General features: G+C 64.6%; 23 protein-coding genes and 1 pseudogene. 10 read left to right on the forward strand and 14 right to left on the reverse strand.

The features are described 5' to 3' along the window. Positions 1-156 precede the first annotated feature (156 nt). On the forward strand, positions 157-1,035 hold the full coding sequence (locus KI609_RS19160) for a LysR substrate-binding domain-containing protein (protein WP_226450538.1): 879 nt from the start codon (positions 157-159) through the stop codon (positions 1,033-1,035). 90 nt (positions 1,036-1,125) lie between these two features. Here KI609_RS19160 and KI609_RS19165 read toward each other — a convergent pair whose 3' ends face one another. From KI609_RS19165 to KI609_RS19210, 10 genes are all read right to left on the reverse strand, one after another. Then, complete coding sequence (locus KI609_RS19165; RefSeq protein ID WP_226445134.1) at positions 1,126-1,995, reverse strand: NAD(P)-dependent oxidoreductase; 870 nt, start codon at positions 1,993-1,995, stop codon at positions 1,126-1,128. Next, positions 1,992-3,422: an NAD-dependent succinate-semialdehyde dehydrogenase gene (locus KI609_RS19170; RefSeq protein WP_226445135.1), complete on the reverse strand. Its 1,431-nt coding sequence runs from the start codon at positions 3,420-3,422 to the stop codon at positions 1,992-1,994. The genes KI609_RS19165 and KI609_RS19170 overlap by 4 nt, the downstream gene beginning before the upstream one ends. A 2-nt stretch (positions 3,423-3,424) precedes the next feature. After that, the gene (locus KI609_RS19175) at positions 3,425-4,417 is read right to left on the reverse strand and encodes a Bug family tripartite tricarboxylate transporter substrate binding protein (protein WP_226445136.1); all 993 of its coding nucleotides are present in this window, start codon (positions 4,415-4,417) and stop codon (positions 3,425-3,427) included. A gap of 33 nt (positions 4,418-4,450) precedes the next feature. Next, complete coding sequence (locus KI609_RS19180) at positions 4,451-5,236, reverse strand: N-acyl homoserine lactonase family protein (RefSeq protein WP_226445137.1); 786 nt, start codon at positions 5,234-5,236, stop codon at positions 4,451-4,453. A gap of 10 nt (positions 5,237-5,246) precedes the next feature. After that, the gene (locus KI609_RS19185; RefSeq protein ID WP_226445138.1) at positions 5,247-6,473 is read right to left on the reverse strand and encodes an ABC transporter substrate-binding protein; all 1,227 of its coding nucleotides are present in this window, start codon (positions 6,471-6,473) and stop codon (positions 5,247-5,249) included. Between the two features lie 52 nt (positions 6,474-6,525). Next, on the reverse strand, positions 6,526-7,416 hold the full coding sequence (locus KI609_RS19190; protein ID WP_226445139.1) for an NAD(P)-dependent oxidoreductase: 891 nt from the start codon (positions 7,414-7,416) through the stop codon (positions 6,526-6,528). Between the two features lie 8 nt (positions 7,417-7,424). Continuing rightward, on the reverse strand, positions 7,425-8,273 hold the full coding sequence (locus KI609_RS19195) for an alpha/beta fold hydrolase (protein ID WP_226445140.1): 849 nt from the start codon (positions 8,271-8,273) through the stop codon (positions 7,425-7,427). Continuing rightward, positions 8,263-8,634 (reverse strand): hypothetical protein, encoded by a 372-nt coding sequence (locus KI609_RS19200; protein WP_226445141.1) that lies wholly within the window; start codon positions 8,632-8,634, stop codon positions 8,263-8,265. The genes KI609_RS19195 and KI609_RS19200 overlap by 11 nt, the downstream gene beginning before the upstream one ends. Positions 8,635-8,716: 82 nt before the next feature. Beyond that, positions 8,717-9,811, reverse strand: coding sequence for an AbrB family transcriptional regulator (locus KI609_RS19205; protein WP_226445142.1), 1,095 nt, complete (start codon positions 9,809-9,811; stop codon positions 8,717-8,719). Between the two features lie 6 nt (positions 9,812-9,817). Continuing rightward, positions 9,818-11,149 carry an MmgE/PrpD family protein gene (locus tag KI609_RS19210; protein WP_226445143.1) on the reverse strand — a complete coding sequence of 444 codons (1,332 nt, stop codon included), beginning with the start codon at positions 11,147-11,149 and terminating at the stop codon, positions 9,818-9,820. Between the two features lie 179 nt (positions 11,150-11,328). On the opposite strand from KI609_RS19210, the gene KI609_RS19215 reads away from it, so the two are divergent. From KI609_RS19215 to KI609_RS19250, 8 genes are read left to right on the forward strand one after another with little or no spacing between them, the layout of a single operon-like run. Next, positions 11,329-12,483, forward strand: coding sequence for an acyl-CoA dehydrogenase family protein (locus KI609_RS19215; RefSeq protein ID WP_226445144.1), 1,155 nt, complete (start codon positions 11,329-11,331; stop codon positions 12,481-12,483). A gap of 24 nt (positions 12,484-12,507) precedes the next feature. Next, entirely contained in the window at positions 12,508-13,482 is a 975-nt protein-coding gene (locus tag KI609_RS19220) for a Bug family tripartite tricarboxylate transporter substrate binding protein (RefSeq protein ID WP_226445145.1), read from the forward strand. Then, positions 13,479-15,551: an acetate--CoA ligase family protein gene (locus KI609_RS19225; RefSeq protein WP_226445146.1), complete on the forward strand. Its 2,073-nt coding sequence runs from the start codon at positions 13,479-13,481 to the stop codon at positions 15,549-15,551. The genes KI609_RS19220 and KI609_RS19225 overlap by 4 nt, the downstream gene beginning before the upstream one ends. Further along, entirely contained in the window at positions 15,548-16,429 is an 882-nt protein-coding gene (locus KI609_RS19230) for an alpha/beta fold hydrolase (protein ID WP_226445147.1), read from the forward strand. The genes KI609_RS19225 and KI609_RS19230 overlap by 4 nt, the downstream gene beginning before the upstream one ends. Next, positions 16,426-18,480 (forward strand): 3-hydroxyacyl-CoA dehydrogenase NAD-binding domain-containing protein, encoded by a 2,055-nt coding sequence (locus tag KI609_RS19235; RefSeq protein ID WP_226445148.1) that lies wholly within the window; start codon positions 16,426-16,428, stop codon positions 18,478-18,480. Before KI609_RS19230 ends, KI609_RS19235 begins: the two co-directional genes overlap by 4 nt. 6 nt (positions 18,481-18,486) lie before the next feature. Continuing rightward, positions 18,487-19,689 carry a 3-oxoadipyl-CoA thiolase gene (gene pcaF / locus KI609_RS19240; protein ID WP_226445149.1) on the forward strand — a complete coding sequence of 401 codons (1,203 nt, stop codon included), beginning with the start codon at positions 18,487-18,489 and terminating at the stop codon, positions 19,687-19,689. Positions 19,690-19,703: 14 nt separating this feature from the next. Continuing rightward, positions 19,704-20,453, forward strand: coding sequence for an electron transfer flavoprotein subunit beta/FixA family protein (locus tag KI609_RS19245; protein WP_226445150.1), 750 nt, complete (start codon positions 19,704-19,706; stop codon positions 20,451-20,453). Continuing rightward, a complete protein-coding gene (locus KI609_RS19250) occupies positions 20,454-21,386 on the forward strand; it encodes an electron transfer flavoprotein subunit alpha/FixB family protein (protein ID WP_226445151.1) in 933 nt (310 codons plus the stop codon). 296 nt (positions 21,387-21,682) lie between these two features. Here the strand turns inward: KI609_RS19250 and KI609_RS19255 are convergent, their stop codons facing one another. Continuing rightward, on the reverse strand, positions 21,683-21,844 hold the full coding sequence (locus KI609_RS19255) for a hypothetical protein (protein ID WP_226445152.1): 162 nt from the start codon (positions 21,842-21,844) through the stop codon (positions 21,683-21,685). A 100-nt stretch (positions 21,845-21,944) separates the two neighbouring features. On the opposite strand from KI609_RS19255, the gene KI609_RS19260 reads away from it, so the two are divergent. Further along, on the forward strand, positions 21,945-22,592 hold the full coding sequence (locus KI609_RS19260) for a hypothetical protein (RefSeq protein WP_226445153.1): 648 nt from the start codon (positions 21,945-21,947) through the stop codon (positions 22,590-22,592). Positions 22,593-22,803: 211 nt separating this feature from the next. Here the strand turns inward: KI609_RS19260 and KI609_RS19265 are convergent, their stop codons facing one another. The 3 genes and pseudogenes from KI609_RS19265 to KI609_RS19275 form a co-directional block, all read right to left on the reverse strand. Beyond that, a complete protein-coding gene (locus KI609_RS19265) occupies positions 22,804-23,169 on the reverse strand; it encodes an antitoxin Xre/MbcA/ParS toxin-binding domain-containing protein (RefSeq protein WP_226445154.1) in 366 nt (121 codons plus the stop codon). A gap of 113 nt (positions 23,170-23,282) precedes the next feature. After that, positions 23,283-23,516, reverse strand: a pseudogene (locus KI609_RS19270) (transposase domain-containing protein); the annotation flags it as partial. 65 nt (positions 23,517-23,581) lie between these two features. Continuing rightward, on the reverse strand, positions 23,582-23,953 hold the full coding sequence (locus tag KI609_RS19275; RefSeq protein WP_226445155.1) for a hypothetical protein: 372 nt from the start codon (positions 23,951-23,953) through the stop codon (positions 23,582-23,584). Between the last annotated feature and the right edge of the window lie 75 nt (positions 23,954-24,028).

Genomic DNA, 24,028 nt, shown 5'->3' on the forward strand with positions numbered 1-24,028 from the left:
GTGCAGGGTTTACTGCAAATCTCCAATAGCTGTGCTGAACGGCATGGCGGCTCCTGCTCACCGTAAATGCGCAGCTCTTACGGTGCCAGCGCCAACCGGTATGGCCCCAGATCGGTTTCGGTAAGTCCAATCGCGATGCTAGACAATGGCGTGCTGATGAAAACACCCCCACTCAATCCCCTCAAGGTCTTTGAAGTCGTCGCACGCACCAGTAATCTCACGCTGGCGGCCAGCGAGTTGAACGTGAGTCAGTCGGCGGTGAGCAGGCAGGTGGCCGTGTTGGAGGAATACCTGGGCGTGCAACTCTTCGCACGCGAACGGGTGGGCGTGCGGCTGACCGAGGTGGGAGAAACCTACGCACGCAGGATCCGGCCGGCGTTCGAGGAAATCTCCGCCGCCACCGCTTTCATCACTCAAAAATATTCCAACAACGTCATCCGCCTGCGCACCTACACCACGCTCACGGCGCGCTGGCTGATCCCGCGCCTGCCGCATTTCAAAGCACAGTACCCGGACGTGGAAGTATCCATCCTCAACAGCAACGCGCCGCTGGATTTCGGGGTGGAGAAGTGCGATCTGGCCATCGTGCTGGGCAACGGCACCTGGCCGGACGCCGAGGCCACGCTGTTGCTGGAGGACGTCGTGGAGCCGGTCTGCGCGCCTGGCTTCATCGAGGGCGCAGCCACCCTAGAGGGGTTGCGCGGCAAGCGCCTGCTGGTCTCCAAGTACCGCAAGGACGACTGGCCGCGCTGGCTTGCGCACGCGGGGATGAGCGATGTCTTCGAGACGGCCGAGAAGATGGTTTTCAGCAGTTCCATCCTCACATGGCAGGCGGCCGTGGACGGCCTGGGTGTCGCCATCGGTCAGCAGCACATGCTGGAAGCCGATTTTCAAGCCGGCCGCCTGGTGCGCCCTTTCGCGCGCCCTCTGCACACTGGCCAAGGGCAATACATCGTCACGCCTTCGTTGCAGCGCCACTCTGACAAGATCGCTGCGTTCAAGGGCTGGCTGATGCGCGAGGCGAGGCGACTATGAAAAAGTGAGCTGCCTGCGCCCGTAGGCAATGGATTTCAGATAGATTTAACCACTTTGTTTAGGCCAGATAAGCGCAAGCAGCTATGCTTTTCAAGCGCGTAGCAGGCGGTAAATCACCGGGTAGTAGTTCATCGCATAGCCGCTGGCGCAGGCCACATCCAGCAGTGCTGCCGTGGCCTGGGCCACGGCCGGCGTGATGCCCGAGGCCTGCGCGAGGTCCAGCGCGAGCCGCAGGTCTTTGAGCGCGTAGGCGGTAGAAAAGAGCTTTTCCGGAAACTCGTCCTGCGCAAGCTTCTCGCCCGTGAGCCGTAGCGCGAACGAATCGGCCGAGCCCTGGCGCAGTACGCTGGCGAGCAGCGCTTTGTCCACGCCAGCGGCCTCGGCAATTGCCATAGCTTCCGCCAGCGCGTTGACAGTGGATAGCAACACCATGTTGTTCATGATCTTGACCACCTGCCCGGCGCCAACGCCGCCGCAGAGCACCACGTCCGATCCCATGCAGCGCAGCCACGGCACTATGGCCTCGAACAGGTCAGCCGGACCACCCACGGTGATAAGTAGCGTGCCGTTGTTTGCGGCCTCCCGGCTGCGGGCCACGGGGGCATCGAGAAAACGCACACCGTGTGTGGCCAGCCGCTTGGCCAGCGCGCGCGTGCGCGGCACGTCGCTGGTGCTCATGTCCACCACGGTCTTCACCGTTCCGCCGGAAACGATGAGCGGCTCGGCGCCGAAGCACACGTCTTCTACCTGATCGATCGAAGGCAACGAAAGGAACACTGTGTGTGCTGTCTCGCGCAGCCTCGGCATGCTCGACGTCACCGCGCCGAGTGCCGCAAGGCGCGCCACGTTCTCGGCCTGCATGTCGGCCACGTGCACCGGCAACCCGCATTTTTGTAAAAGGTTGCGGCACATGCCCTCACCCATCACCCCCACGCCAACGAAGCCGAGCACCGTGCTCATGCTGACACCCCTTGGCGAACGCACTTGATGCGCAGGAACTCTTGCAAGCCCTCGATGCCGCCCTCTGAGCCCAGGCCACTGTCCTTGTGGCCACCAAAGGGGGTCTCGGGCAGCGAAGCCTGCCACTCGTTGATGCAGACCACGCCGCTGTCTATCTCGCTTGCAAGGCGGTGGGCACGCTCCAGCTGGTTGGTGAACGCATAGGAGGCCAGGCCGAAGGGAAGGCGGTTGGCCTCCGCGATAGCGTCGTCCAGCTGCACGAACGGACTGATGAGCGCCACCGGTCCGAAGGGCTCAATGTTGGCAGCATCGCAATCGACCGAGGGCCGCACGATCACCGTGGGCTGGTAGAAAAATCCTTCGGTGCCGATGCGCTCGCCGCCCGTGGCGATGGTCAGGCCCCGCCCGCGTGCATCCTGCACCAGCTGATCAATAGCTTGCAGGCGGCGAACATTTTTGAGTGGACCCATTTGCGTGGCTGGGTCGAACGGGTCACCCACTTTAATGGCCTGAGCGGTCTGCACGAAGTGCGCGCAAAAAGCGTCGAACACGCCTGCCTGCACCAGAAAGCGAGTGGGCGATGTGCAGACCTGGCCCGCGTTGCGGTACTTGGTGGCCACAGCCATGCGCGCCACGCGTTCCACGTCAGCATCGTCGCAGACGATCACCGGCGCGTGGCCGCCCAGCTCCAGCGTGGCACGCTTCATCACGCTTGCGGCCTTGGCACCGATCTGCTTGCCAACCGAGGTGGCGCCCGTGAAGGTGACCATGGCCACCTGCGGCGAGGCGCAAAGCTGGTCGGCGATCTCACCGGGATTGCCAAACACCATGTTGACGACGCCGTCGGGCACGCCCGCGTCCTGTACCGCACGTGCGATGTGCAGCGCCACGCCCGCCGTTTCCTCAGAGGGTTTGATGACGATCGTGCAGCCCGCCGCCAGCGCGCTGCTGATCTTGCGCGCGGGCGTGATGGCCGGCGCGTTCCAGCCCGCGAACGCGGCCACCACGCCGATGGGCTCTAGCACCATGGTCTGTGTGACGCCCCCGGTGCGCGCGGGAATGGTGCGGCCATAGATGCGCCGCGCCTCCTCGGCCGCCCACTCAAACATCTCCGCGGCGGTCACCACTTCCTTTTGCGCCTCGCCCAGGGGCTTGCCCAGTTCGCGCGCAATCTGCGTGCCGATGGCTTCACCGCGCTCGCGCATCAGAGCGGCCACGCGGCGCAGCAGCGTGGAGCGCTCCAGGGCCGGGGTTTTGCTCCAGCTGCGCAGCGCCTGGCTTGCCGCGTCGATGGCGGCCTGTACATCCGCTGGCGTCGCATGGGCGTAGTCGCCCAGCGGCTGGCCGGTGCTGGGGTTGATGACGGTGAAGCGCTGGGTGGATGCGCCCTGGCGGAACGCTCCGGCAATCCATTGGGAATACGACATGCTTATTGGTCCATCTTGATGTTGGACGACTGGATCACTGCAGCCCAGCGCGCGGTCTGCGCCTTGATATGGTCGGTGAATTGCTGGGGAGTGCCGGTGAGTGGGTATTGCTCTATGGTGGCCAGGTGGGCCACCACGTCCGGGCGGCTCATGATTTGGTTCACGGCTGCGTTGAGCCTGGCCACAATGGGCTGGGGGATGCCTTTGGGGCCCATCAGCCCGTTCCATGGCTCGGCGGCGTAGCCCTTGAAGCGTTGCTCGCCCAGCGTGGGCAGTCCCTCGCCGCCGCGACCAGGCACGGCGCTGGCGGACGCCAGCAGCCGCATCTTTCCCGCCTTGGCCTGCGGCAGAGCCACTGAGCCTGCGAGGAATGCGAAGTCCAGTCGGCCCGCTACTAGGTCCGTAACCGCGGCCGAGTCGCCCTTGTAGGGGATATGCACTGCGTCGATCTTCGCCTCGTGCTTGAACCACTCCCCCGCGAGGTGGTTGACCGCGCCGTTGCCAGCGGAGCCGTAGCTCAGTCGTGATGAGGGGCTGCGCCCCTGCCTGAGCAGTTCGTCCAGGGAGGTGATGTTCGACGAAGCGGGAGCCACCAGGAAGTACGGATAGCTGGCGACCAGGCCGATGGCGGTGAAGTCCCGGAGCGGGTCGTAACCGGTCTTTTGCAGCGTGGGGATGATGGACAGCGTGCTGCTGCTTCCGAACATCAGCGTGTAGCCGTCGGGCGCGGCCTGCTTGACCTGCATGGCCGCCACGCCGCCGGAAGCGCCGGCCTTGTTGTCCACCACGAAGCTCTGCTTGAAGTGGGTAGAAAGTCTTTCGGCCAGGATGCGCGCAACCACGTCGGTGGGACCGCCCGCGGCGAAGCCCACGACGATGGTGACGGGGCGCGTGGGCCAGTCGCTGCCCGCCGTCTGGGCGAAGGCAGTAGTGCCCAGGGCCAGGGCCGCGCAGCTCAGCAGAAAAGAGCGCTTGGGCAAGTGGTATGCAGTCATGTCAATGTGTCTCCATGGATATAAAAAAGGAGGTCAGGCGATACGCCAGGCGTGGACGCCGGGCACGCCTGCGCTCTCGAAGCGGGCACAAACTGAGGGGTCATGCCCAGGGACGATGAGGTCTTCCCCATCGGCCAGCTCGCGGATGCGTGCATAGCCCGTGAGCATGTCGTCAAGGCTGAAAATGGCGGGGAAGGGGTTCTGCAGCGCAAGGTTTTCGTAGTAGTGCGCCGCATCGGACGCGAGAACTACCCAGCCGCTTGCGGTGCGCACGCGCACCACCTGCAGGCCGTCGGTGTGGCCGCCCACGCGGTGCAGCTCGATGCCGTCGCGCAGCACGTGAAAGCCGTCGACCAGCCGGACATTGCCCTGGTACAGGCGCTTTATGAGCACCGCCAAGTCGTCGGTCGAAAAGAAGTGATTCTGTTTCGGGTCGCACATGCAGTCGCCCGTGGCGTAGCGCACCTCGCGGTCTTGCACCCAGACAGTGGCGGCAGGGAATTCGCCGACGTTGCCCGCGTGGTCGTAGTGCAGGTGCGTGAGTACTACTTCGCGGATGCCCTCGGGCGCGTGGCCCAGGCGGCGCAGCGATTCCAGCGGCGAGACGAGGTACCGCCGTCCGCGCGCGAGTGCCGAGGCGGAGCTGAAACCCGTGTCCACCAGCACCGCACCGCCTGGCCCCAGGATCAGCCAGACAAAGAAATCCAGCGCCATGGGTGCCTGTGGGTCGCCGGGGGCCGGGTGCAGGAAGTTGCTGCCCCGTGCCCGATCCACCGTGGCGTACTTCACGGCGAGGATTTGATAGCAGACTTGGTTCATGGCGAGGACATCACTGCTTGAACAAGGGGCACTTGCTCTCTGCGGCAGAGTGGAACGCCTGCTCGCCGGGCACGGTCTCTAACACCGTGTAGTAGTCCCACGCGGCCTTCGATTCCTGCTGGGTTTTCACGCGCACGAGGTACATATCGTGGATCATCTTGCCGTCTGCACGCACCTTGCCGTTCTTGGCAAATGCGTCCTGGATAGGCATGCTCTTGATGGCCTTCATCACGTCGGCCACGTTGTCGGATTTGGCCTTTTCGATGGCCTTGAGGTAGTTCAGCGTGGCCGAGTACTGCCCGGCCTGCAGCGCGGTGGGCATGCGCTTGGTTCGTTCGAAGAACTTGCGCGCGAATGCGCGAGAGGAGTCGTCCAGATCCCAGTAGAACGATTCGGCGAACAGCATTCCGCCAGCGTCTTTCAGACCCACGCCGTGCACGTCCATGATGCTCATGAGCATGGCCACGGTCTTTTGCCCCCCGCTGGCCAGGCCGAACTCCTTGCCCTGCTTGATGGCGTTCTGCAGATCGAGCCCCGCCGTAGCAATGGCCACCGCGTTGGCTTTGCTGGCCTGCGCCTTGAGGATATAAGAGGCAAAGTCACTGCCCGGGAACGGGTAGCGAGACGAGCCCAGCACCTTTCCGCCGGCGGCCTCGATGATTTTTTTGCCGTCGTTCTCCAGAGAATGACCGAAGGCGTAGTCCGCCGTGAGGTAATACCAGGTCTTTGCGCCCCCCTTCACCGCAGACTGCGTGCCCACCTTGGCGAGCGAGTAGGTGTCATATACCCAGTGCAGGTTGTTGGGCGTGCAGTCCTCATTGGAGATGCGCACCGCCCCGGCGCCGGTGACGATGGACATGCGCCCCTTTTCCTGTGCGAGTTTCATCGTGGCCAGAGCTACGGCGCTGTTGCCCAGCTCGGTCACCACGTCCACTTGGTCGCGGTCGAACCATTCGCGCACACGGGTGGAGCCCACATCGGCCTTGTTCTGGTGGTCGGCAGTGACCATCTGAATCGGGTAGCCCAGCACCTTGCCGCCAAACTCCTCAATGGCGATTTCGGTGGCGATGATGGATCCCTTGCCGACGTTGTCCATGAAGGGGCCGTTGAGGTCGGTCAGTACGCCGATCTTGATTACGCCGTCCGAGATGCGCGCGCTCTTGTCCTGCGCGGGCGCGAGCATCGAGGTGGTAAGCAGGGCTGCGGCGATCGTTATCTTGGTGCAGGTGGGTTTCATGGCTTGTCTCCTGATATCTTTTGGTTGTTTGGGGTGATATGTGTGCAGGGCCCTACATCCGCAGCGGCGGCAGCCCGTTGGACTCGGCCCAAAAATCCGTCATGCACGAGGTGTCCTGTCCATCCTTGCCGGCATGGCGGGCAAGCTGAAACATGCTGCGCGCCAGGTTGCCCATCGGCAGCGAGATGCCGGCCGACTGCGCTGCTTGGCAGGCCAGCGTGAGGTCCTTGAAGCCCAGTGCAATGTCGAAGCCCGGCGTCAGATCGCCGCCCAGCACCTTCACGGGCCACTTCTCCTTGAGTTGTCCGTTCGACGCCGTGGTGCCCGTGAGCACGTCAAAGGTCTTGCGCGTGTCCAGGCCCAGCGCATTGGCCAGCACCAGTGCCTCGGAATTGAGCTGGCAGTAGCAAAGCACCATCAAATTGTTGATGAGCTTCATGCGCGTGCCGCTGCCCGGGTCACCGCAGTGCAGCACCGTGGTGCCCATCTGCAGCAGCAATGGCTCCAACGTGGCGCGGTCGGCTTCGGTGGCGCCTAACATGAACAGCGACTCGCCTCGGTCGGCGTGGGCGGCCAGGCGGCCTACAGGGGCGTCGGCGAAATGCACGCCGCGCTCGCGCGATGCACGGGCCAGTTCATCCACCGTGTCAGTGTCGATGGTGCTCAGCTCCACCAGAAAGCTGCCGCTGCGCAGACCGTCTAGCACGCCGCCATCGCCCAGGATGACCGCGCGCGATTGTTTGGGGCCGGGCAGCATGGTGAACACCACGTCCACACTGGCCGCGAGTTCCCGGGTGCTGGCCGCACGCAAGGCCCCCTGCGTTACGAGCGCGTCCACGGGGGCACTTTGAATGTCGTGCACCGTGAGATGAACGCCCTTGCGCAGCAGGTGGGAGGCCAGGGCGAAGCCCATGCGGCCGAGGCCGATGAATCCGATTTTCATGAGGGTCCTTATGAAGTGTGAATGCGTTGCAGAACGGGTAGAAGGTGGCGCAGGAATTCCTGCGGTGCCTCGCTCATTGGGAAGTGACCCAGGCCGGGCATGATCTGTAGCTGTGCACCGGGGATCAGGCGCGCCAGTTCCTGGCTGTCTTCGGGCGTGCATGAATAGTCGTACTCGCCCGTGAGCAGGTAGAGCGGGCAGCGTACGGTGTCGATCTGCTGCACGCGGCCGCGCAGGTCGCCCTCGCCTGTGTAGAAATGCAGGTCGCCCTTGAACACACCGGGGCCGCTTTGCATGTAGTGCCACAGCGTCTCCCAGCGGTCGCGCTGCGGTGCACCTGGCCCGATCAGGCCGGAGACGATGCCGGCGCACACCTCGCCGCCGTGCACGTCGGGCCGGTGCAGCCAGTCCAGGTCGTAGTAGGGGTGGACGTGCGCGCCCGATTGCAGGCCGATCAGCGCCTTGAAGCGCTCTGGCTGCTGCAGCGCCAGGTGCAGCACCACGCGCCCGCCGATTGAGCAGCCCATGGCGATGGGGCGCTCGATTTGCATTGCGTCCATGAAGGCCAGGATGGTCTGCACATAGAGCGCGCTGGTCAGCTGGTATTCATGTGTCTGCCAGCCCTCGGGCGGGGAGGATTTTCCGTGCCAGGGCATATCGAAGCAGATCACCTGGTGGCCCGCCGTCAGTTCTGGCGAGTTGAGCAGCGCGCGGTACTGTCGTGTGTCGCTGCCCGCCGTGTGCAGACACAACAGGGGTGGGCCGCTGCCAGCCGTCTCGTAGTACACGCGGCACATGCGGCCTTCGATCTCGAAGTTCACATAGCCGCCAGTAACGGCCTCTTTTTCAACGCGCATGGAGTTGCCCTCCGAGCCGCTTGACCAGCTCCTTGAAGTACAGCAGATTGCTCATGAAGATGGTTGGGTCGCCCTCGACCCGCAGCGTCTTGAACTTGACCATCGCCATCAGGTCGTGAAAGCGCGGTTGCGGCTCATGCGCCCAAAAGCGCTGCCACGCGTCCTCACCCGCAACCAGTGAAAATGTCCAGCGCGGCATCACGTGCGGGCCGGGCTGGAGGTGCGTCACGTGCCCGTCGCGAAGGGTGACGAGGTATTCCTCCTCGCCTTTCTTGATCATGAAGGTCACGTTGACCCAGCGGCCGCGGTGGGCTAGCCACTCGCCCGTGCTGCCGGTTGTCTCGCTATCAGTGGTGTGCATAAATATGTACCTCTTGGAGGGACTGTTCCATAGCGACATCCCCGGCACAACCGACAATTTGTCGTGCAGGAATGAGCTTTGGTCATGGCTGTCGCGGGTGCGCGCCCTCGCGAAGGCGAGTCGCCCACAGGCGGTAGGCCGGCCGCACCAGAATCAATACGGCCACTAGACGCGTCACCTGTAAGGCCGTGACGACGGGCACGCCCAGTTGCAGCGCCTTGGCGGTGATGGACATCTCCGTCATGCCACCCGGTGCCGTGCCCAGGATGGCTGTGGCCGGATGCAGCTTGGTGGCCCAGGCCAGCACCAGGGCAAACGCTGCGCAGGCCATGATCAGGCCGACAGTGCCCAGTGCCACGCGCGCCAGCCAGCGCGGCGCGGTGTGCAAAAACTGCGGGCTGAAGCGCACGCCCAGGCTGACCCCGATCACCAGCTGCGCCACGTTGGACAGCAGCGTGGGCACGGCGGCAGGCGCTGTTTCACTGGCCGCCAGTGCGATCGCCACCAGCAGCGGGCCAAGAAACCACGGGTTGGGCAGGCGCAGCACATGCAGCGCCAGGCCCCCGGCCATGGTCAGCAGCGCCAGCCAGGCCGCTCCAGTGAGCGTGAAGGGCGCGCTGACCAGCGGGGCGAGGCTGACCACTTCCAGGTTCCACCACGACTTGGCCAGCAGCATGCCGAAGGGCATCACCAGCACCACGATCAGCATGCGCAGGCTGTGCGATGCGGCCACGAGGTCGGTGCGGGCACCTTCCTTCTCTGCCAGCAGTGTCATTTCGGAGGCCGCGCCGATGGCGCCCGCGAAGTAGGCCGATGGCCGCAGTGCCGCATCGGGTACGCCGGGCAACCGACCTGCGCAAGAGCGGTACAGCCAGTGTCCGTACACCATGCCCAGCGCCAGTGACCAAGCTACCGCCGCCAGCACCGCCCACCACAGCGCGCCCAGCTGGGCCACGATGGTGGGCGTGAAATACAGGCCCAGCGATGCGCCCATCACCCACTGCCCGCCGTTGCGCAGCCGCAGGCTGCTGCGGGTAGGCAGACCGGCCAGCGTGGCCAGCGCCGTGGCCAGCAGCGGGCCGAGCATCCACGGAACCGGGATGTGCAGGCGGCGAAAGATGTCCGCAGCCGCCCATGCCAGCAGCAGCGTGAGGAGCTTGGACGTGGCGCTGTGCATGGGCTGTCAGAGGTCCAGCAGGTGCGTGCGCGTGTCCAGTGCCCAGAGGTTGCTCAGCAAGCTGCGCGCGCGTCCATCGCCCACCACGGGCTCCGCCAGCTCCATGAATTTGTCTGAGAGTTCGGCGTCCGTCAGCGGCTGCTCCGGATCGCCTTTGCGCGTGGGTTGCAGGTATTCGGCCTGCCGACCGTCCGTGGTAGTGAAGTGCAAGCGCGCGGCCCGCTGGCCCGGAAAGCGGGCGTCCAGCGCGGGATCGATGCTGAGCCGGATGCGCGCCATCAGTGCGCGGATGTCCGCATCGGCCAGCCGCTCGGGCGTGAAGGCCGACAGGCGCACGCTGCCGTGGATCAGGGCCGTCGCCACCACGAAGGGGATGGAAAAACGCGCCTCGGCAGCGGTTTTGGGGGTGAAATTGCCCGCCACCTCAAGCGCCGGGCTGTAGGTGGCCACCTCGATGGCGTCCAGCGCTTGCCAACGCACGCCCATGCGCGCTTGCAACTCCAGCGCACCATCGATGGGCGCAAAGGTATGGCCGCAGCAGGCGTGGTTTTTGAACGTCATGCGCGTGATGTGGAAGTCCTGCCCCAGCGTGGCGGTGGCCAGGTTCCAGTCGGGCGCGTCGCCCATGGCGCGGCCCATGCCGGCGTCACCGTCGAGCACGTCAAGCGAGCCGGTTACGCCGCGTTCGGCGGCCAGGGCGGCCAGCACCCCGGCTTCGGCCGCGTGGCCCGCGTGCAGTGGCTTGGACATCGAATCCATGCGGAACGCCTGCTGCAGCCCTGCGGCAAAGGTGGCGCCCGTACACAGCGCATGCGCATGGCGCTCGGCGTCCAGCCCCAGCAGCGTGGCGGCGGCGGATGCCGCGCCAAAGGTGCCCACGGTGCCCGTGTTGTGCCAGTAGCGGTAGTGCGTGCGCCCCAGCGCGGCACCGATGCGCGTCGAGACTTCGTAGCCCGCCACCACAGCGCGGATCATCTGCAGCCCGGTGGCCTGGCGTGCCTGGGCCAGCGCCAGCGCAGCGGCGATGGTGGGGGCGCCGGGGTGGTAGATGGCCTCGCGGTAGATGTCGTCCACCTCCACGGTGTGGGCTGCGGTGCCGTTGATGAGCGCAGCCGTGCGCACGGTGGCCGCGCGGCCCAGGGCCAGCCGGGCGCCGCCCCGGTCCAGGTCCTCGGCGAGGGCCTGCTCCAGCAGCGTGGGCGGGGCCTCGATGGCGCCGGGCAGCAGCGCTGCATACCAGTCCACGACGGCGCGCTTGGCATGGTGGATGACTTCGGGCGTGAGGGGCGCCTGGTTCAGGGACGAGGCGAATGTGGCAAAGCGTTGGGCAGCGGTCATGGAGTTCAGCGGTGGTGTTGGCATGGGTGCATATGGTCGCGCGTGCGGGTGCTGCTGTGAACTTCACAGAAGTGGTGGAGGTATGAGTATTTGTCGGGGCTCATGACAAAAGACGAAGTTCTCAAAAGAGGGTGGCGTCGGCACTATCGAGCCTACTTACACACCCCGCAGGAACGCACATGGATTTCAAACTCAGTGAAGAGCACCAGGCATTTGCCGATTCGGTGGCCCGTTTTGCCCAGGCCAAGCTCAAGGACGGCGCGCTGGAGCGCGCACATTCGCCCCACTACCCCTGGGAAACTGCCGCATTGCTGGCCGAGCAGGGCCTGTTGGGCATTGCCTTCCCCGAGGAAGACCACGGCCAGGGCGGCACGTTGATGCACGCTGTGCTGGCCATCGAGCAGATTGCCCTGGTCTGCCCCAAGAGCGCCGACATTGTGCAGGCGGGCAACTTTGGCCCCATCCGCACCTTTGTCGAATACGCCACGCCCGAGCAAAAGCAGCGCTTTTTGCCCGACCTGCTGGCAGGCCGCAAGCTGATCTCGCTGGGCATGACCGAGCCCGATGCGGGCTCTGCCGTCACCGAGCTCAAAACCAGCGCCCGCAAGGATGGTGACCACTACGTCATCAATGGCAGCAAGATTTTTTCTACCCACAGTCCGGAGGCGGAGCTGTTCCTGATCTATGTGCGCTTTGGCCCCGGCGTGGGCGGCATTGGCTCGGTGCTGGTCGAGCGCGGCACCCCTGGTTTCCAGGTGGGCACGCCTTCCAACTTCATGAACGGCGAGCAGTGGTCGCAGCTCTATTTTGATGAGTGCCGAATCCCGGCCGCCAACGTGCTGTTGGGGCCTGGCGGTTTCAAGAAGCAGATTTCCGGCTTCAACGTGGAGCGCCTGGGCAACTCCGCGCGTGCGCTGGCCCTGGGCCGCTATGCCTTCAACACGGCGCGTGAACATGCCATGACGCGCAAGCAGTTTGGCCGCGAGCTGTGCGAGTTCCAGGGGCTGCAGTGGAAGTTTGCCGACATGGCCCTGAAGTTGGAGCAGGCGCAATTGATGTTGTACCGCGCGGCTATGGAGGGTGAGCATGGCCTGCCCAGTGCGCAAAGCACCGCCATGGCCAAGCTGGCCTGCAACATGGCCGGCTGGGAAGTGTCCAACGACGCGCTGCAGGTCATGGGCGGCATGGGTTTCAGCCAGGAGTCACTGGTGGAGTACTGCGTGCGTCGCACGCGCGGCTGGATGATCGCCGGTGGCTCCATAGAAATCCTGAAGAACCGCATCGCCGAAGGTGTTTTCGGCCGCACGTTCTCGCAGCGTCCGGCCAAAGACTGATAACCAAAAATCAAGGAGACAAACATGAATCGTCGTAATTTCTCGCTGGCCGCCTGCGCGGCACTGTCCCTGGGGCTTGCCAGTGGCGTTATGGCCGAAGCGGCCTACCCATCCAAGCCCGTGCGCATCATCGTGGGTTACTCCGCGGGCGGCCCCACGGATTTGGTTGCGCGCATGATTGCGGTCCATATGCAGACGCGGCTGGGACAGCCGTTTATCGTCGACAACCGCCCCGGTGCTGGCTCCAACATCGCTTCCGAAGCTGTGGCAGCTGCCCCGGCCGACGGCTACACCTTGCTGGTGGCTGCCGCGCCGCTCACGATGAACAGCTACGTCTACAAAAAGCTGAAATTCGACGCCGTCAAAAGTTTTGAGCCTATCTCCAAGCTGTCTTCTTCTCCAGGTGTGCTGGCGGTGCGGCACGACATGGCCGTGGGCAGCGTCAAGGAATTCATCGCCCTGGCCAAGAAAGAGCCGGGCAAACTCACCTACGGCACCACCGGCCTGGGCGGGTCGCAGCACATGGCGACCGAGTTGCTCCAACGCCTAGCGGGCGTGCAGCTCACGCACATCCCCTACAAAGGGGCCAGCAATGTGATGACGGATTTGATTGCTGGGCATGTGGACTTGGCCTTCGTATCCGCCAGCGGTGCCATGTCATTTCTGCAGGCGGGCAAGGTGAAGCCTCTGGCTGTGGCCGGCCCGCAGCGCCTGTCGGGGCTGCCCGACGTGCCCACCTTCGCACAGGCGGGTATCCCGGCGATGGTCTCGGACTCCTGGAACGGCCTGCTGGCCCCCGTGGGAACGTCCCCCGCCATCGTCAAAAAATTGCACGCAGCGGCTTTAGAGGCACTGCAGACCCCGGAAATCAAAGCCAAGCTGGAATCCCTGGGCGCCATCGTGATTGGCAACAGCCCCGAGGAGTTTCGCGGCGATCTCCAGCGCGAGGTTGCGCATTGGGGCGAGCAGTTCAAGACCATCAAAATCGACACGCAATGACATCACACAACGACTCAACAGCGCAGCTGGCGCAGGCGCTGCTCCATCCTGCCAGCATCGCCCTTTACGGTGCCTCGGATGACGCCAGCAAGATGGGCGGGCGGCCCGTGCAGTTCTTGCAGCGCTCAGGCTTTGCCGGTCGCATCTACCCCATCAACCCCAAGCGGGCCGAGGTCCAGGGGCTGCGGGCCTGGCCCAGCCTGCAAAGCCTGCCCGAGGTGCCCGACCACGTTTTCGTGCTTACACCTACCGAGACCGTGATCGCCGCGGTGCGCGAATGCGCGGGCTTGGGTGTGAAGGTGGTCACCATCCTGGCCAGCGGCTTTTCTGAATCGGGCAGTGAGGGCGTGCAGCGCGAGGAAGCGTTGCGCCAGATTGCCCGCGAGACGGGCATCCGCATCCTGGGCCCGAGCAGCCTGGGCGTGGTCAACCCGCGCACGGGCCTGGTGCTCACGGCCAACGCCGCGTTTGCCGAGTCCGATATTCCGCCGGGCAAGGTGTTCGTCGCCTCGCACAGCGGTAGCATGATTGGCGCGCTGGTCTCGCGCGGCAAGGCGCGCGGCGTGGGGTTTGCGGGGCTGGTGTCGGTGGGCAGCGAGGTGGACCTGAACGTGGGCGAAATCTGCGCCGCTACGCTGGACGACCCGGCCATCGAGGGCTACCTGCTGTTTCTGGAGAGCCTGCGCCACGGCCCCGAATTGCGCGCGTTTGCGCGGGCAGCGCACCGAGCTGGCAAGCCGGTGATTGCCTACAAGCTCGGGCGCAGCGCCGCTGCCGCCGAGATGGCCACCACCCACACCGGCGCCATTGCAGGCGAAGACGACATCGCCGACGCCTTTTTCAAGGACCTGGGCATTGCCCGTGTGGGCGTGCTGGACGCCCTGCTCGAAACCTTTCCGCTTGCCAAGCGCATTCCACTGGAGAGCGCCCCCAAGCGTGTGGGCGTGGTTACCACCACCGGCGGCGGTGCGGCCATGGCGGTGGACCAGCTGGGCATCCGGGGCGTGGTGGTGGAGCCGCCCTCGGCTGCAACGCTCCAGCGCCTGGCGCAGGCGGGCCTGCCCTGCACGCCGGGCCGTGTGCTCGACATGACGCTGGCGGGCACCAAGTACGAAACCATGAAGGGCACGCTGGACATTTTGCTCACCGCGCCCGAATTTGATCTGGTGCTGGCCGTGGTGGGTTCGTCGGCGCGCTTTCAGCCGCAGCTGGCCGTCAAGCCCATCGTCGAATGCGCAGGGCAACCCAAGCCGCTGGCCGCCATGTTGGTGCCCGACGCGCCCGAGGCATTGGCCGCGCTCACCGCAGCGGGCGTACCGTGCTTTCGCTCTCCCGAGGCCTGTGGCGACGCCATCGCCGCCGTGCTGGCGCGTCGCCAGCCGGGCCAGGAGCCGCTGCTGCCCGCCCCCGGCCCGGCGCGCGCACTGAGCGAGGCCGACGCATACGGCATCCTCGACGCTGTGGGCGTGCCCCACGCGCCCGCCGTGCTGCGCCGCTTTGGCAGCGAGGCCGCACCGCTGCCCTTTGCCTACCCCGTGGTGGCCAAGGTCTGCTCGGCAGATATTCCGCACAAAACCGAGGTCGGTGGCGTGCTGCTGAACATCGGAAGCGATGCGGAGCTGGCCGCCGCCATGGCCACGTTGCGGCGCAACCTGGACGAGAAAGCACCCCAGGCTGCCTGCGACGAAGTGCTGGTGCAGCCCATGCAAAAAGGCCTGGGCGAAGTGCTGGTGGGCTACCGCGTGGACGCAGATGCGGGCCCCATCATCATGCTGGCCGCAGGTGGCATTTGGGCCGAGGTGGCAAAAGACCGCAGCATTCGCCTGGCGCCAGTGACAGTGGAGACTGCGCGCGGGATGATCTCAGAGGTCAATGCCCTCAAGCCGCTGACGGGCCTGCGCGGCAAGGCGCGGGGCGATCTGGAGGCCTTGGCGCACACCGTGAGCGCGCTCTCGCAGCTGGCCTTGAAGCCGGAACTGCGCGTTTCCGAAGCCGAGGTGAATCCGCTGCTGATCTTGCCCGAAGGGCAGGGCGTGACTGCTGTCGATGCCCTGATCTTCCAGACATGACCCCGTGCCTACCTGACCCGAGAGATCTGGCGGCGGCCCGACGCTCCCTGCGGCAACTGGCGGCCCAGGGGAGCCGCCACGAAACGCGGCACGATGATGCACGCCTGTGCTGGCGGCATTGGGGACGCGGCCCCGACCTGGTGCTTCTCCATGGCGGCCACGGCTCATGGATGCACTGGGCGCGGAACATCGAGACGCTGGCCACACGGTTCAGCGTGTGGGTGCCCGACATGCCCGGCTTCGGTGATTCCGACGTGTTACCGGGGCATCCGCACGATGCCGATCGCCAGGAGCGCCTGGTCAAGGCGCTTGATGAAGGACTTCTGCATCTGCTGGGCGATGCGGCTTTCTGCTTGGCGGGCTTCTCGTTCGGTGGATTGACTGCGGCGCAGCTCGCCAGCGTCAGCACCCGGGTACGCCGTCTTGCGCTGCTGGGCACGGCCGGACATGGCGGCGCGCGGCGCCCGCTCTGGGAGCTGCGCGACTGGCGCCGGGTTGAGGGGCGGGCACGGTGGGAGGTCCATGCCCACAACCTGCGCGCGCTGATGTTGCACCAGGCATCGCACGTGGATGCCAAGGCGCTGGTGGTGCATGCATGCGCCTCCCACGCCACCCGCTATCGCAGCAAGGCATTTTCGCGCGCGGCAAACCTGCTCGACGCGCTCTCCCGATACCGGGGCGAGTTGCTGCTGATCTGGGGAGAGCACGACGTGACGGCTGTGCCGGACGACATGGGGCCCATCGTGCGCGCAAGCAACCCGGCGTGGGAGCTGCGCATCGTGCCGGATGCAGGCCATTGGGTGCAGTACGAGCAGAGCGGCCCCATCAACACGATCTTGACGGACTGGTTCCAGTCATCAACCTCATTCATGCCATGAACACTTCTCCCATCCCAGCCGTCCGCTGCCATGCGCAGAACGACGTGCTCGTCATCGAGATTCACAACCCGCCCATCAACGCTGGGGCGCTCGAAGTGCGCCGGGGCTTGCTGCAAGCGGTCGAGTCGCTGGAGTGCACTCCCGAGTGGCAGGCCGCCGTGATCATTGGCGCGGGCGCCACCTTCATGGCAGGCTCCGACCTGAAGGAATTCGGCAAGCCGCTGGAAGACCCGCAATTGCCTGCCGTGATCGCGGCGATAGAGGCATGCAGCAAGCCCATCGTCGCAGCCATCCACGGTGCGGCGCTGGGGGGCGGATTCGAGCTGGCCCTCGGCTGCGATGCCCGCGTGGCGGACGAGAAAGCCGTCGTCGGCCTTCCTGAAGTCACGCTCGGCATGATTCCTGGGGCGGGCGGTACGCAGCGACTCACACGCCGGGTGGGCATCGCGCGTGCCATTGGCCTTATCTGCGCGGGCACCCGCGTGCCTACCCTTGAGGCGAGCCGGCTGGGTCTGATCGACCACATCGCGCAAGGCGATCTGCGCACATCCGCCGTGCAGTTCGCCCGCCAACTCCAGGGCCGCAAGTGCCGCGTGGCCGAAGAAACCGTGCCGCAGGAATCGCCACAGCAGATTCAAAAGGCGCAAGAGGCCGCCCTGCGGGCGGGCCGGCAGCGCCCGCCCGTGGTCGCAGCCATCGAAGCCATCAAGGCCGCGGCAACGCAGCCCATTGCGCAGGCGTTGCAAGCCGAGCGCGAGGTCTTCAACCGACTGCGCTTGGGCGCCGAGGCGCACGCGCTGCGGCACCTTTTTTTTGCCGAACGGCAGGCGATGAAGCCGTCCGTGGACGACGCGCCGAGGCCGTTCAGCCGCATTGCCGTGATTGGTGCCGGCACCATGGGATCGGGCATCGCGATCGCGTCGCTGGATGCCGGACTGCCGGTACTCCTTATGGAGCAGGACGACGCGGCTCTGGAGCGCGGCTTGCAGCGGGTACGCGACCACTACGCCCAACGCGTGTCCCAAGGGAAAATATCCGTGGAGGCAGCAACAGAACGCGAGGCCCGGCTGTCTGGCGCCACCGACTGGCAGCGCCTGGGTGATGCGGATGTGGTCATCGAGGCAGTGTTCGAGGAACTCGCGGTCAAGCAGGCCGTCTTCCGCCAGATCGACCTGCACGCCAAGGCCGGTGCCGTGCTGGCGACCAATACGTCCTACCTCGACATCGACGCCATTGCGTCGGTAACGCGCAGGCCCGGCGACGTGATTGGCCTGCACTTCTTCAGCCCGGCCAACGTGATGAAGCTGCTCGAAGTGGTGCGCGGTCGCGAGACCTCCCCCGACGTTCTCGCCACGGGCATGGCCCTGGGCAAGCAGCTGCATAAGATGGCGGTGCCCTGCGGCAATGCCTTCGGCTTCATTGGCAACCGCATCTACGATGCGTACCGCCGCCAGTGCGAATATATGCTGGAGGACGGCGCCTGGCCCGAGGACGTGGATCGCGCGCTGCAGGATTTCGGCTTCGCCATGGGCCCGTTCGCCGTTGCTGACATGTCGGGCCTGGACATCGCCTGGCGCATGCGCCGCGCACGCGCGGCCACACGCGATCCACGCGAGCGCTACGTGGACGTGCTCGACCATCTGTGCGAGCGAGGACGCATGGGGCGCAAAACGGGCGCGGGCTACTACTGCTATACGGACGGCAAGGCCTCGACGGCCAGCGATGAAGCCGTGCGCGGCCTCATTGTCGATGCTTCTGTGCGACGCGGCGTCGCCCGACGCCCCGTTTTGCCGGAAGAAATCACACGCCGCGTCATGCTGACCATGGTCAACGAGGCCGCGTGGTTGCTCGCGGAGGGAGTAGCGCTGCGCGCCACCGACATCGACGTGGTGCTAGTGCATGGCTACGGCTTTCCGCGCTGGGAAGGTGGCCCCGTTCACTGGGCCCGCCAACAGCCGCGCAGCGCGTTGCAGTGCGACATGGAATTCCTGGTTCAGGCCAGCGGCCACGGCGCGCGCCTGGGTAACATTTCTTTGCTACTTGACGTTTGATTCCCCATGACACAAGCCTTTATCTGTGACGCCATCCGCACCCCCTTCGGTCGCTATGCCGGCGCGCTCTCCAGCTTGCGAGCCGACGACCTGGGCGCTCTGCCCATCAAGGCGCTGATGCAGCGCAACCCCAGCGTGGACTGGGCGGCGGTGAGCGACGTACTGTATGGCTGCGCCAACCAAGCCGGCGAGGACAACCGCAATGTGGCGCGCATGTCAGCCCTGCTGGCCGGCCTCCCCATCGAGGTGCCAGGCGCCACCATCAACCGCCTGTGCGGCTCGGGTCTGGACGCTGTAGGGAGTGCTGCGCGTGCCATCAAGTCTGGCGAGGCCCGCCTGATGATCGCCGGTGGGGTGGAATCCATGAGTCGCGCCCCGTTTGTAATGCCCAAGGCCGAATCCGCCTTCAGCCGCAGCAACTCCGTGTATGACACCACTATTGGTTGGCGCTTTGTGAACAGGCTGATGAAGGCCCAGTACGGCGTGGATTCCATGCCCGAAACTGCCGAGAACGTGGCCGACGACTTCAAGATCGAGCGTGAGGCCCAGGACCGAATGGCCCTGGCCAGCCAGCAGAAGGCCACCGCCGCCATCGTCGCGGGCTACCTAGCGCGCGAGATCGTACCCGTCTCCATCGTCCAGAAGAAAGGTGACGCCATCGTAGTCAGCCAGGACGAACACCCCCGCGCCACCACGCTGGAGGCGCTGGCCAAGCTCCAGGGCGTAGTCCGCGAAGGTGGCTCCGTGACCGCGGGCAACGCCTCCGGCGTGAACGACGGTGCCTGCGCGCTCCTGCTCGCCAATGAGGCGGCGGCTAGGCAATACGGCCTCACGCCGCGCGCCCGCGTGGTCGGCATGGCCACGGCCGGCGTGGCGCCGCGCATCATGGGCTTCGGCCCGGCGCCCGCTGTGCGTAAGGTGCTGGCCCAGACGGGTCTGACGTTGACCGACATGGACGTGATCGAGCTCAACGAAGCCTTTGCCGCCCAAGGCCTGGCCGTGCTGCGCGACCTGGGGCTGGCCGACGACGACCAGCGCGTGAACCAGTGGGGCGGAGCCATCGCCCTGGGGCACCCGCTGGGCGCCAGCGGTGCACGCCTCGCGACCACGGCCGTGAACCAACTGCACACGCTGGGCGGGCGCTATGCGCTCTGCACCATGTGCATCGGGGTGGGTCAAGGCATTGCCGTGGTGCTGGAAAAAATCTAAAGGAGCTGAACCCCATGAAAATCATCGTCCCTGTCAAGCGCGTGGTGGACTACAACGTGAAGGTCCGCGTGAAGTCGGACAACACGGGTGTGGACATCGCCAACGTGAAGATGAGCATGAACCCTTTTGACGAAATCGCCGTCGAAGAGGCCGTGCGCCTGAAGGAAAAGGGCCTGGTGACCGAAGTCATCGCTGTGTCCTGTGGTGTCACGCAGTGCCAGGAAACCCTGCGCACAGCCATGGCCATTGGTGCCGACCGCGCCATCCTGGTCGAAACCGATGTCGAGTTGCAGCCCTTGGCTGTGGCCAAGATCCTCAAAGCCCTGATCGACAAAGAGCAGCCTTCGCTGGTCATCCTGGGCAAGCAGGCCATCGACGACGACGCCAATCAGACCGGCCAGATGCTGGCGGCCCTGGCCGACCTGCCCCAGGCCACGTTCGCCAACAAGGTCGAGCTGCTGGCTGACAAGGTCAACGTCACCCGTGAAGTGGATGGCGGCTTGGAAACCCTGGCCCTCACGCTGCCCGCCGTCATCACCACCGACCTGCGCCTGAACGAGCCCCGCTACGTCACCTTGCCCAACATCATGAAGGCCAAGAAAAAGCAGCTGGACATCGTCAAGCCTGAAGACCTCGGCGTGGACGTCACTCCGCGCCTCAAAACCCTCAAGGTGACCGAGCCCGCCAAGCGCGGCGCAGGCATCAAGGTGGCTGACGTCGCCGCTCTGGTCGACAAACTCAAGAACGAAGCGAAGGTGATCTAGATGTCGGTACTCGTTATTGCTGAACACGACAACGCGTCCATCAAGGGCGCAACGCTCAACACCGTCACGGCTGCGGTCGCTTGCGGTGGCGACGTGCACGTGCTGGTCGCAGGCCACAACGCAGGCGCTGCTGCCGCTGCAGCGGGCCAGATCGCTGGCGTTGCCAAGGTCATCCACGCCGACGCCCCCGGCCTCGAACACGGCCTCGCCGAGAACGTGTCGGCCCAGGTGCTGGCCATCGCGTCTGGCTACAGCCACATCCTGTTCCCCGCCACCGCCAGCGGCAAGAACGTGGGCCCTCGCGTGGCTGCCAAGCTCGACGTGGCCCAGATCAGCGACATCACCAAAGTGGTGAGCGCCGACACCTTCGAGCGCCCGATCTACGCGGGCAACGCCATTGCCACCGTGCAAAGCGGCGATGCCACCAAGGTCATCACCGTGCGCACCACGGGTTTTGACGCCGCCGCCGCCACCGGTGGCTCCGCCGCCGTCGAAACCGCTGCGGCCACCGCCGACACAGGCAAGAGCACCTTCATGGGCAGCGAGATCGCCAAAAACGACCGCCCCGAACTCACCGCCGCCAAGATCATCGTCTCGGGTGGCCGCGCCTTGGGCAGCAAGGAAAAGTTCGACGAAGTGATGACCCCGCTGGCCGACAAGCTGGGCGCCGCCATCGGTGCCAGCCGTGCGGCCGTGGATGCGGGCTATGCCCCCAACGACCTGCAGGTGGGACAGACCGGCAAGATCGTGGCGCCGCAGCTGTACATCGCCGCCGGTATCTCGGGTGCCATCCAGCATCTGGCCGGCATGAAGGACTCCAAGGTGATCGTGGCGATCAACAAGGACCCTGAGGCGCCTATCTTCAGCGTGGCCGATTACGGGCTTGTGGCCGATCTGTTCACTGCGGTGCCGGAACTGGTCCAGGCCCTCTGACCGAGGCCATTGCATCTGCTGCTTGCAGCCTGAAGGCATCGCTCGCGATGCCTTTTTTGTTCTGCGCCGGCGCAATGCGATGACCGCTGCGCACCACATACCGTGAGTTCGTCGATCCGATTTCAACGACGGCAATCGCTGCAAAGCCGAAATACGCATTCATCGCGTGCCCTGAAACTGCAGACAGCGTTCTCTGTCTGTCCAAGGTCCTGGCTGTACATCCAAGCGGCTACTACACCTGGAAGACCAAGCCGATGCGTCCTCGTGTCGGGATGATCAACACCTGCTGGGCTTGCTCAACGGTGGGCCGCAAACAGACTTCCTTTGGCCTTGAACGCCAGGCTATCGAATTCTGCCAGTCGCTCATAGTCGAGACTGCTGAACTCGCGACCCATAGGCGCAATGCGATCCCAGTCTCGCAGCAGATCCTGCTGCGCCCTATTACCCATATCATTCACGGTCGTAGCCCGGTTTTTTTCGTCGCCATACACTCTTCGCAGGATTTGTCTTGAACATTCGCGCTGAGTATTCACATCCCTCCTCCACGGAAGGATTCACATGAAGAATCCCCACTATGAGCTTCTGGGTCGGCGCATGCGTGAATATCACCGTACGCACCCGTGGCGCCTGTCAGAGGGCGGCCTGTACATCCCGCACGCCTACTGGAACATTGCGCCGGAAAGCCTGTCAACCTGGGACGATGTGGGTTTCATCCTCAATGGCCGGCGCGTCATTGTTTGGTGGCAACACCCTCGGCATGTCTACAGGGAGGCCATCACGTCCATGGCCTGGGAAGAGGCGGGTGACGGTCCGCAGGGCGACTGGCTCCGCGAGGGGGCGACCAAAAAATACAAGATGGTCGGCAAGTCGGGCAAGCGGAAAAAACTGAGCAGTTACCTCAGTCGTGCGCCTTCTGAGGCGAAAACACAGCACTACGCCAAACTGCGGCAGGTCGAAGAACGGCTGACCCAGGATGGGATTGACCTGGAAGTTCAACCCTCATGGAAATGGGTGCGCCTCAATTGGGCGATGGGCGTGAGCCTTGTGGCGCCGATGGAAGTACGAAATGAACAGGAGCTTGCAGAAGTGGCGCGCCTAGCCAGTGGCCTCATCTTGCGCAAGACCACATTGACCCAAGAATTCCCGGGCTTTGTGTACGACCGAGCGAGTTGGCACCGCGACCTTGCCGTAGCGGCGGTCCAATAACCGAACGCACCCGGCAGCGATTCTGATGGGGCATTTTTAGTGCCGAAGCCTGTTTGACCAGAGTTGTGCTTCACTGTCGAACTGCGGAGAGCAGTGCCACCGCCTGTAGACAATCCTCACAGCCGGAGGGGACGCGACGCCCAGCATATGCGTCCGGCCATCCCATATTGACGAGCGGCGCAGTTACTTTGTGAATGCCATTTAGGCTTTACTAAAGTCCCGTTGGCGTGTCTCGTTCCTGGACAGGCAAATTCTCAATTTCGCGCATGAAGTCGTCACTGACACGAGCACCAGCCACCATCAGGATTGACATGACTTTGCTAAGTCCATCGGGGCTTCGCGCCGCGTCCTCTGGACAAGCTCCATCAAGCTGAGAGTTTGGTGCGGCCAGCCACTTTCGCACCTGCTCCCACGATTGGAAAGCTGCGAAGGCGGCTTGATCCAGCGCCGTCAGTCGCTCATAGTCCGGGCTTCCGAATTCGCGGCCGACAGGCGCGATATCAAGCCAAGCTCGGTCTTCACTCGAAGCCTGGTGCGTTGGGCTCAACCGATGTTTCTGCGCTGTTTTCTTCGGCATACTTACATGCTACTCGCCGGCGGCATCCGTTGGCTAGAGCCGCTGGCCGATTTCGGGAAGTGTGCGACAAACTCATCTTGAAGAGGTGTTGCAGATGCAGGCTTGGTCTGCAGCTGCCAGCGATGCGGCAACAGTTCATGTATCAAGCTGGCCTGTTGGGTTGGCAGGCGCGTCAGCACATCTTTGAGGTAAGCGTACGGGTCATGGCCATTGAGCCGAGCGCTTTGAATCAGGCACATCACAGCGGCACCGCGCTTGCCCGCCCGAAGCGAGCCGGCAAACAACCAGTTGTCGCGCCCAATGGAAATCGGTCGTATCTGGTTCTCGATGTGGTTGTTGTCCACGAGCAGTTGGTCATTGGCCATAGCCATGATCTTCCATCAAACCGCGCAGGGGTGACGAGCCAAAGCTTTTAGATGCCCAAAGCGCTTTCGCCCACTGGCCACTGCAACTCTCGCACGACCCTATGCATGATCCACACGCACTGCGCATCCGTGCACCATCGCTTGGCCAGAAGACCTTTCAACGCCGCCTTCACCGTCGCTTCCTGGTCCCCTTCAAAGGTCGCCAGCTTTCGTTGGCAGTACGGGACCATCTGCGAGACCAGATCGTCACACATCTGGAAAGCTGCTATGACCTCTGAGGGCGAAGTGCCCGGGGCATAGAACTTCCCATCTTCCTCAACCAGGCCCATCTTGGGCTGGGCGCCCGCAAGGGCAGAGGGAACCGCCGTCACCGGGAAATCTTCCGGCACGCCTGGATAGCTGGCACGGTCAATCGACATATCAACTCCTTGCGAACTGCGTCACCATACAGCGGGTGCCCTGCAAGCTCAAGGCTGGCAAGCAAGCAGCGGCAT

Origin of the sequence: Acidovorax radicis (assembly GCF_020510705.1) — a bacterium.
Taxonomy (GTDB): domain Bacteria; phylum Pseudomonadota; class Gammaproteobacteria; order Burkholderiales; family Burkholderiaceae_C; genus Acidovorax; species Acidovorax radicis_A.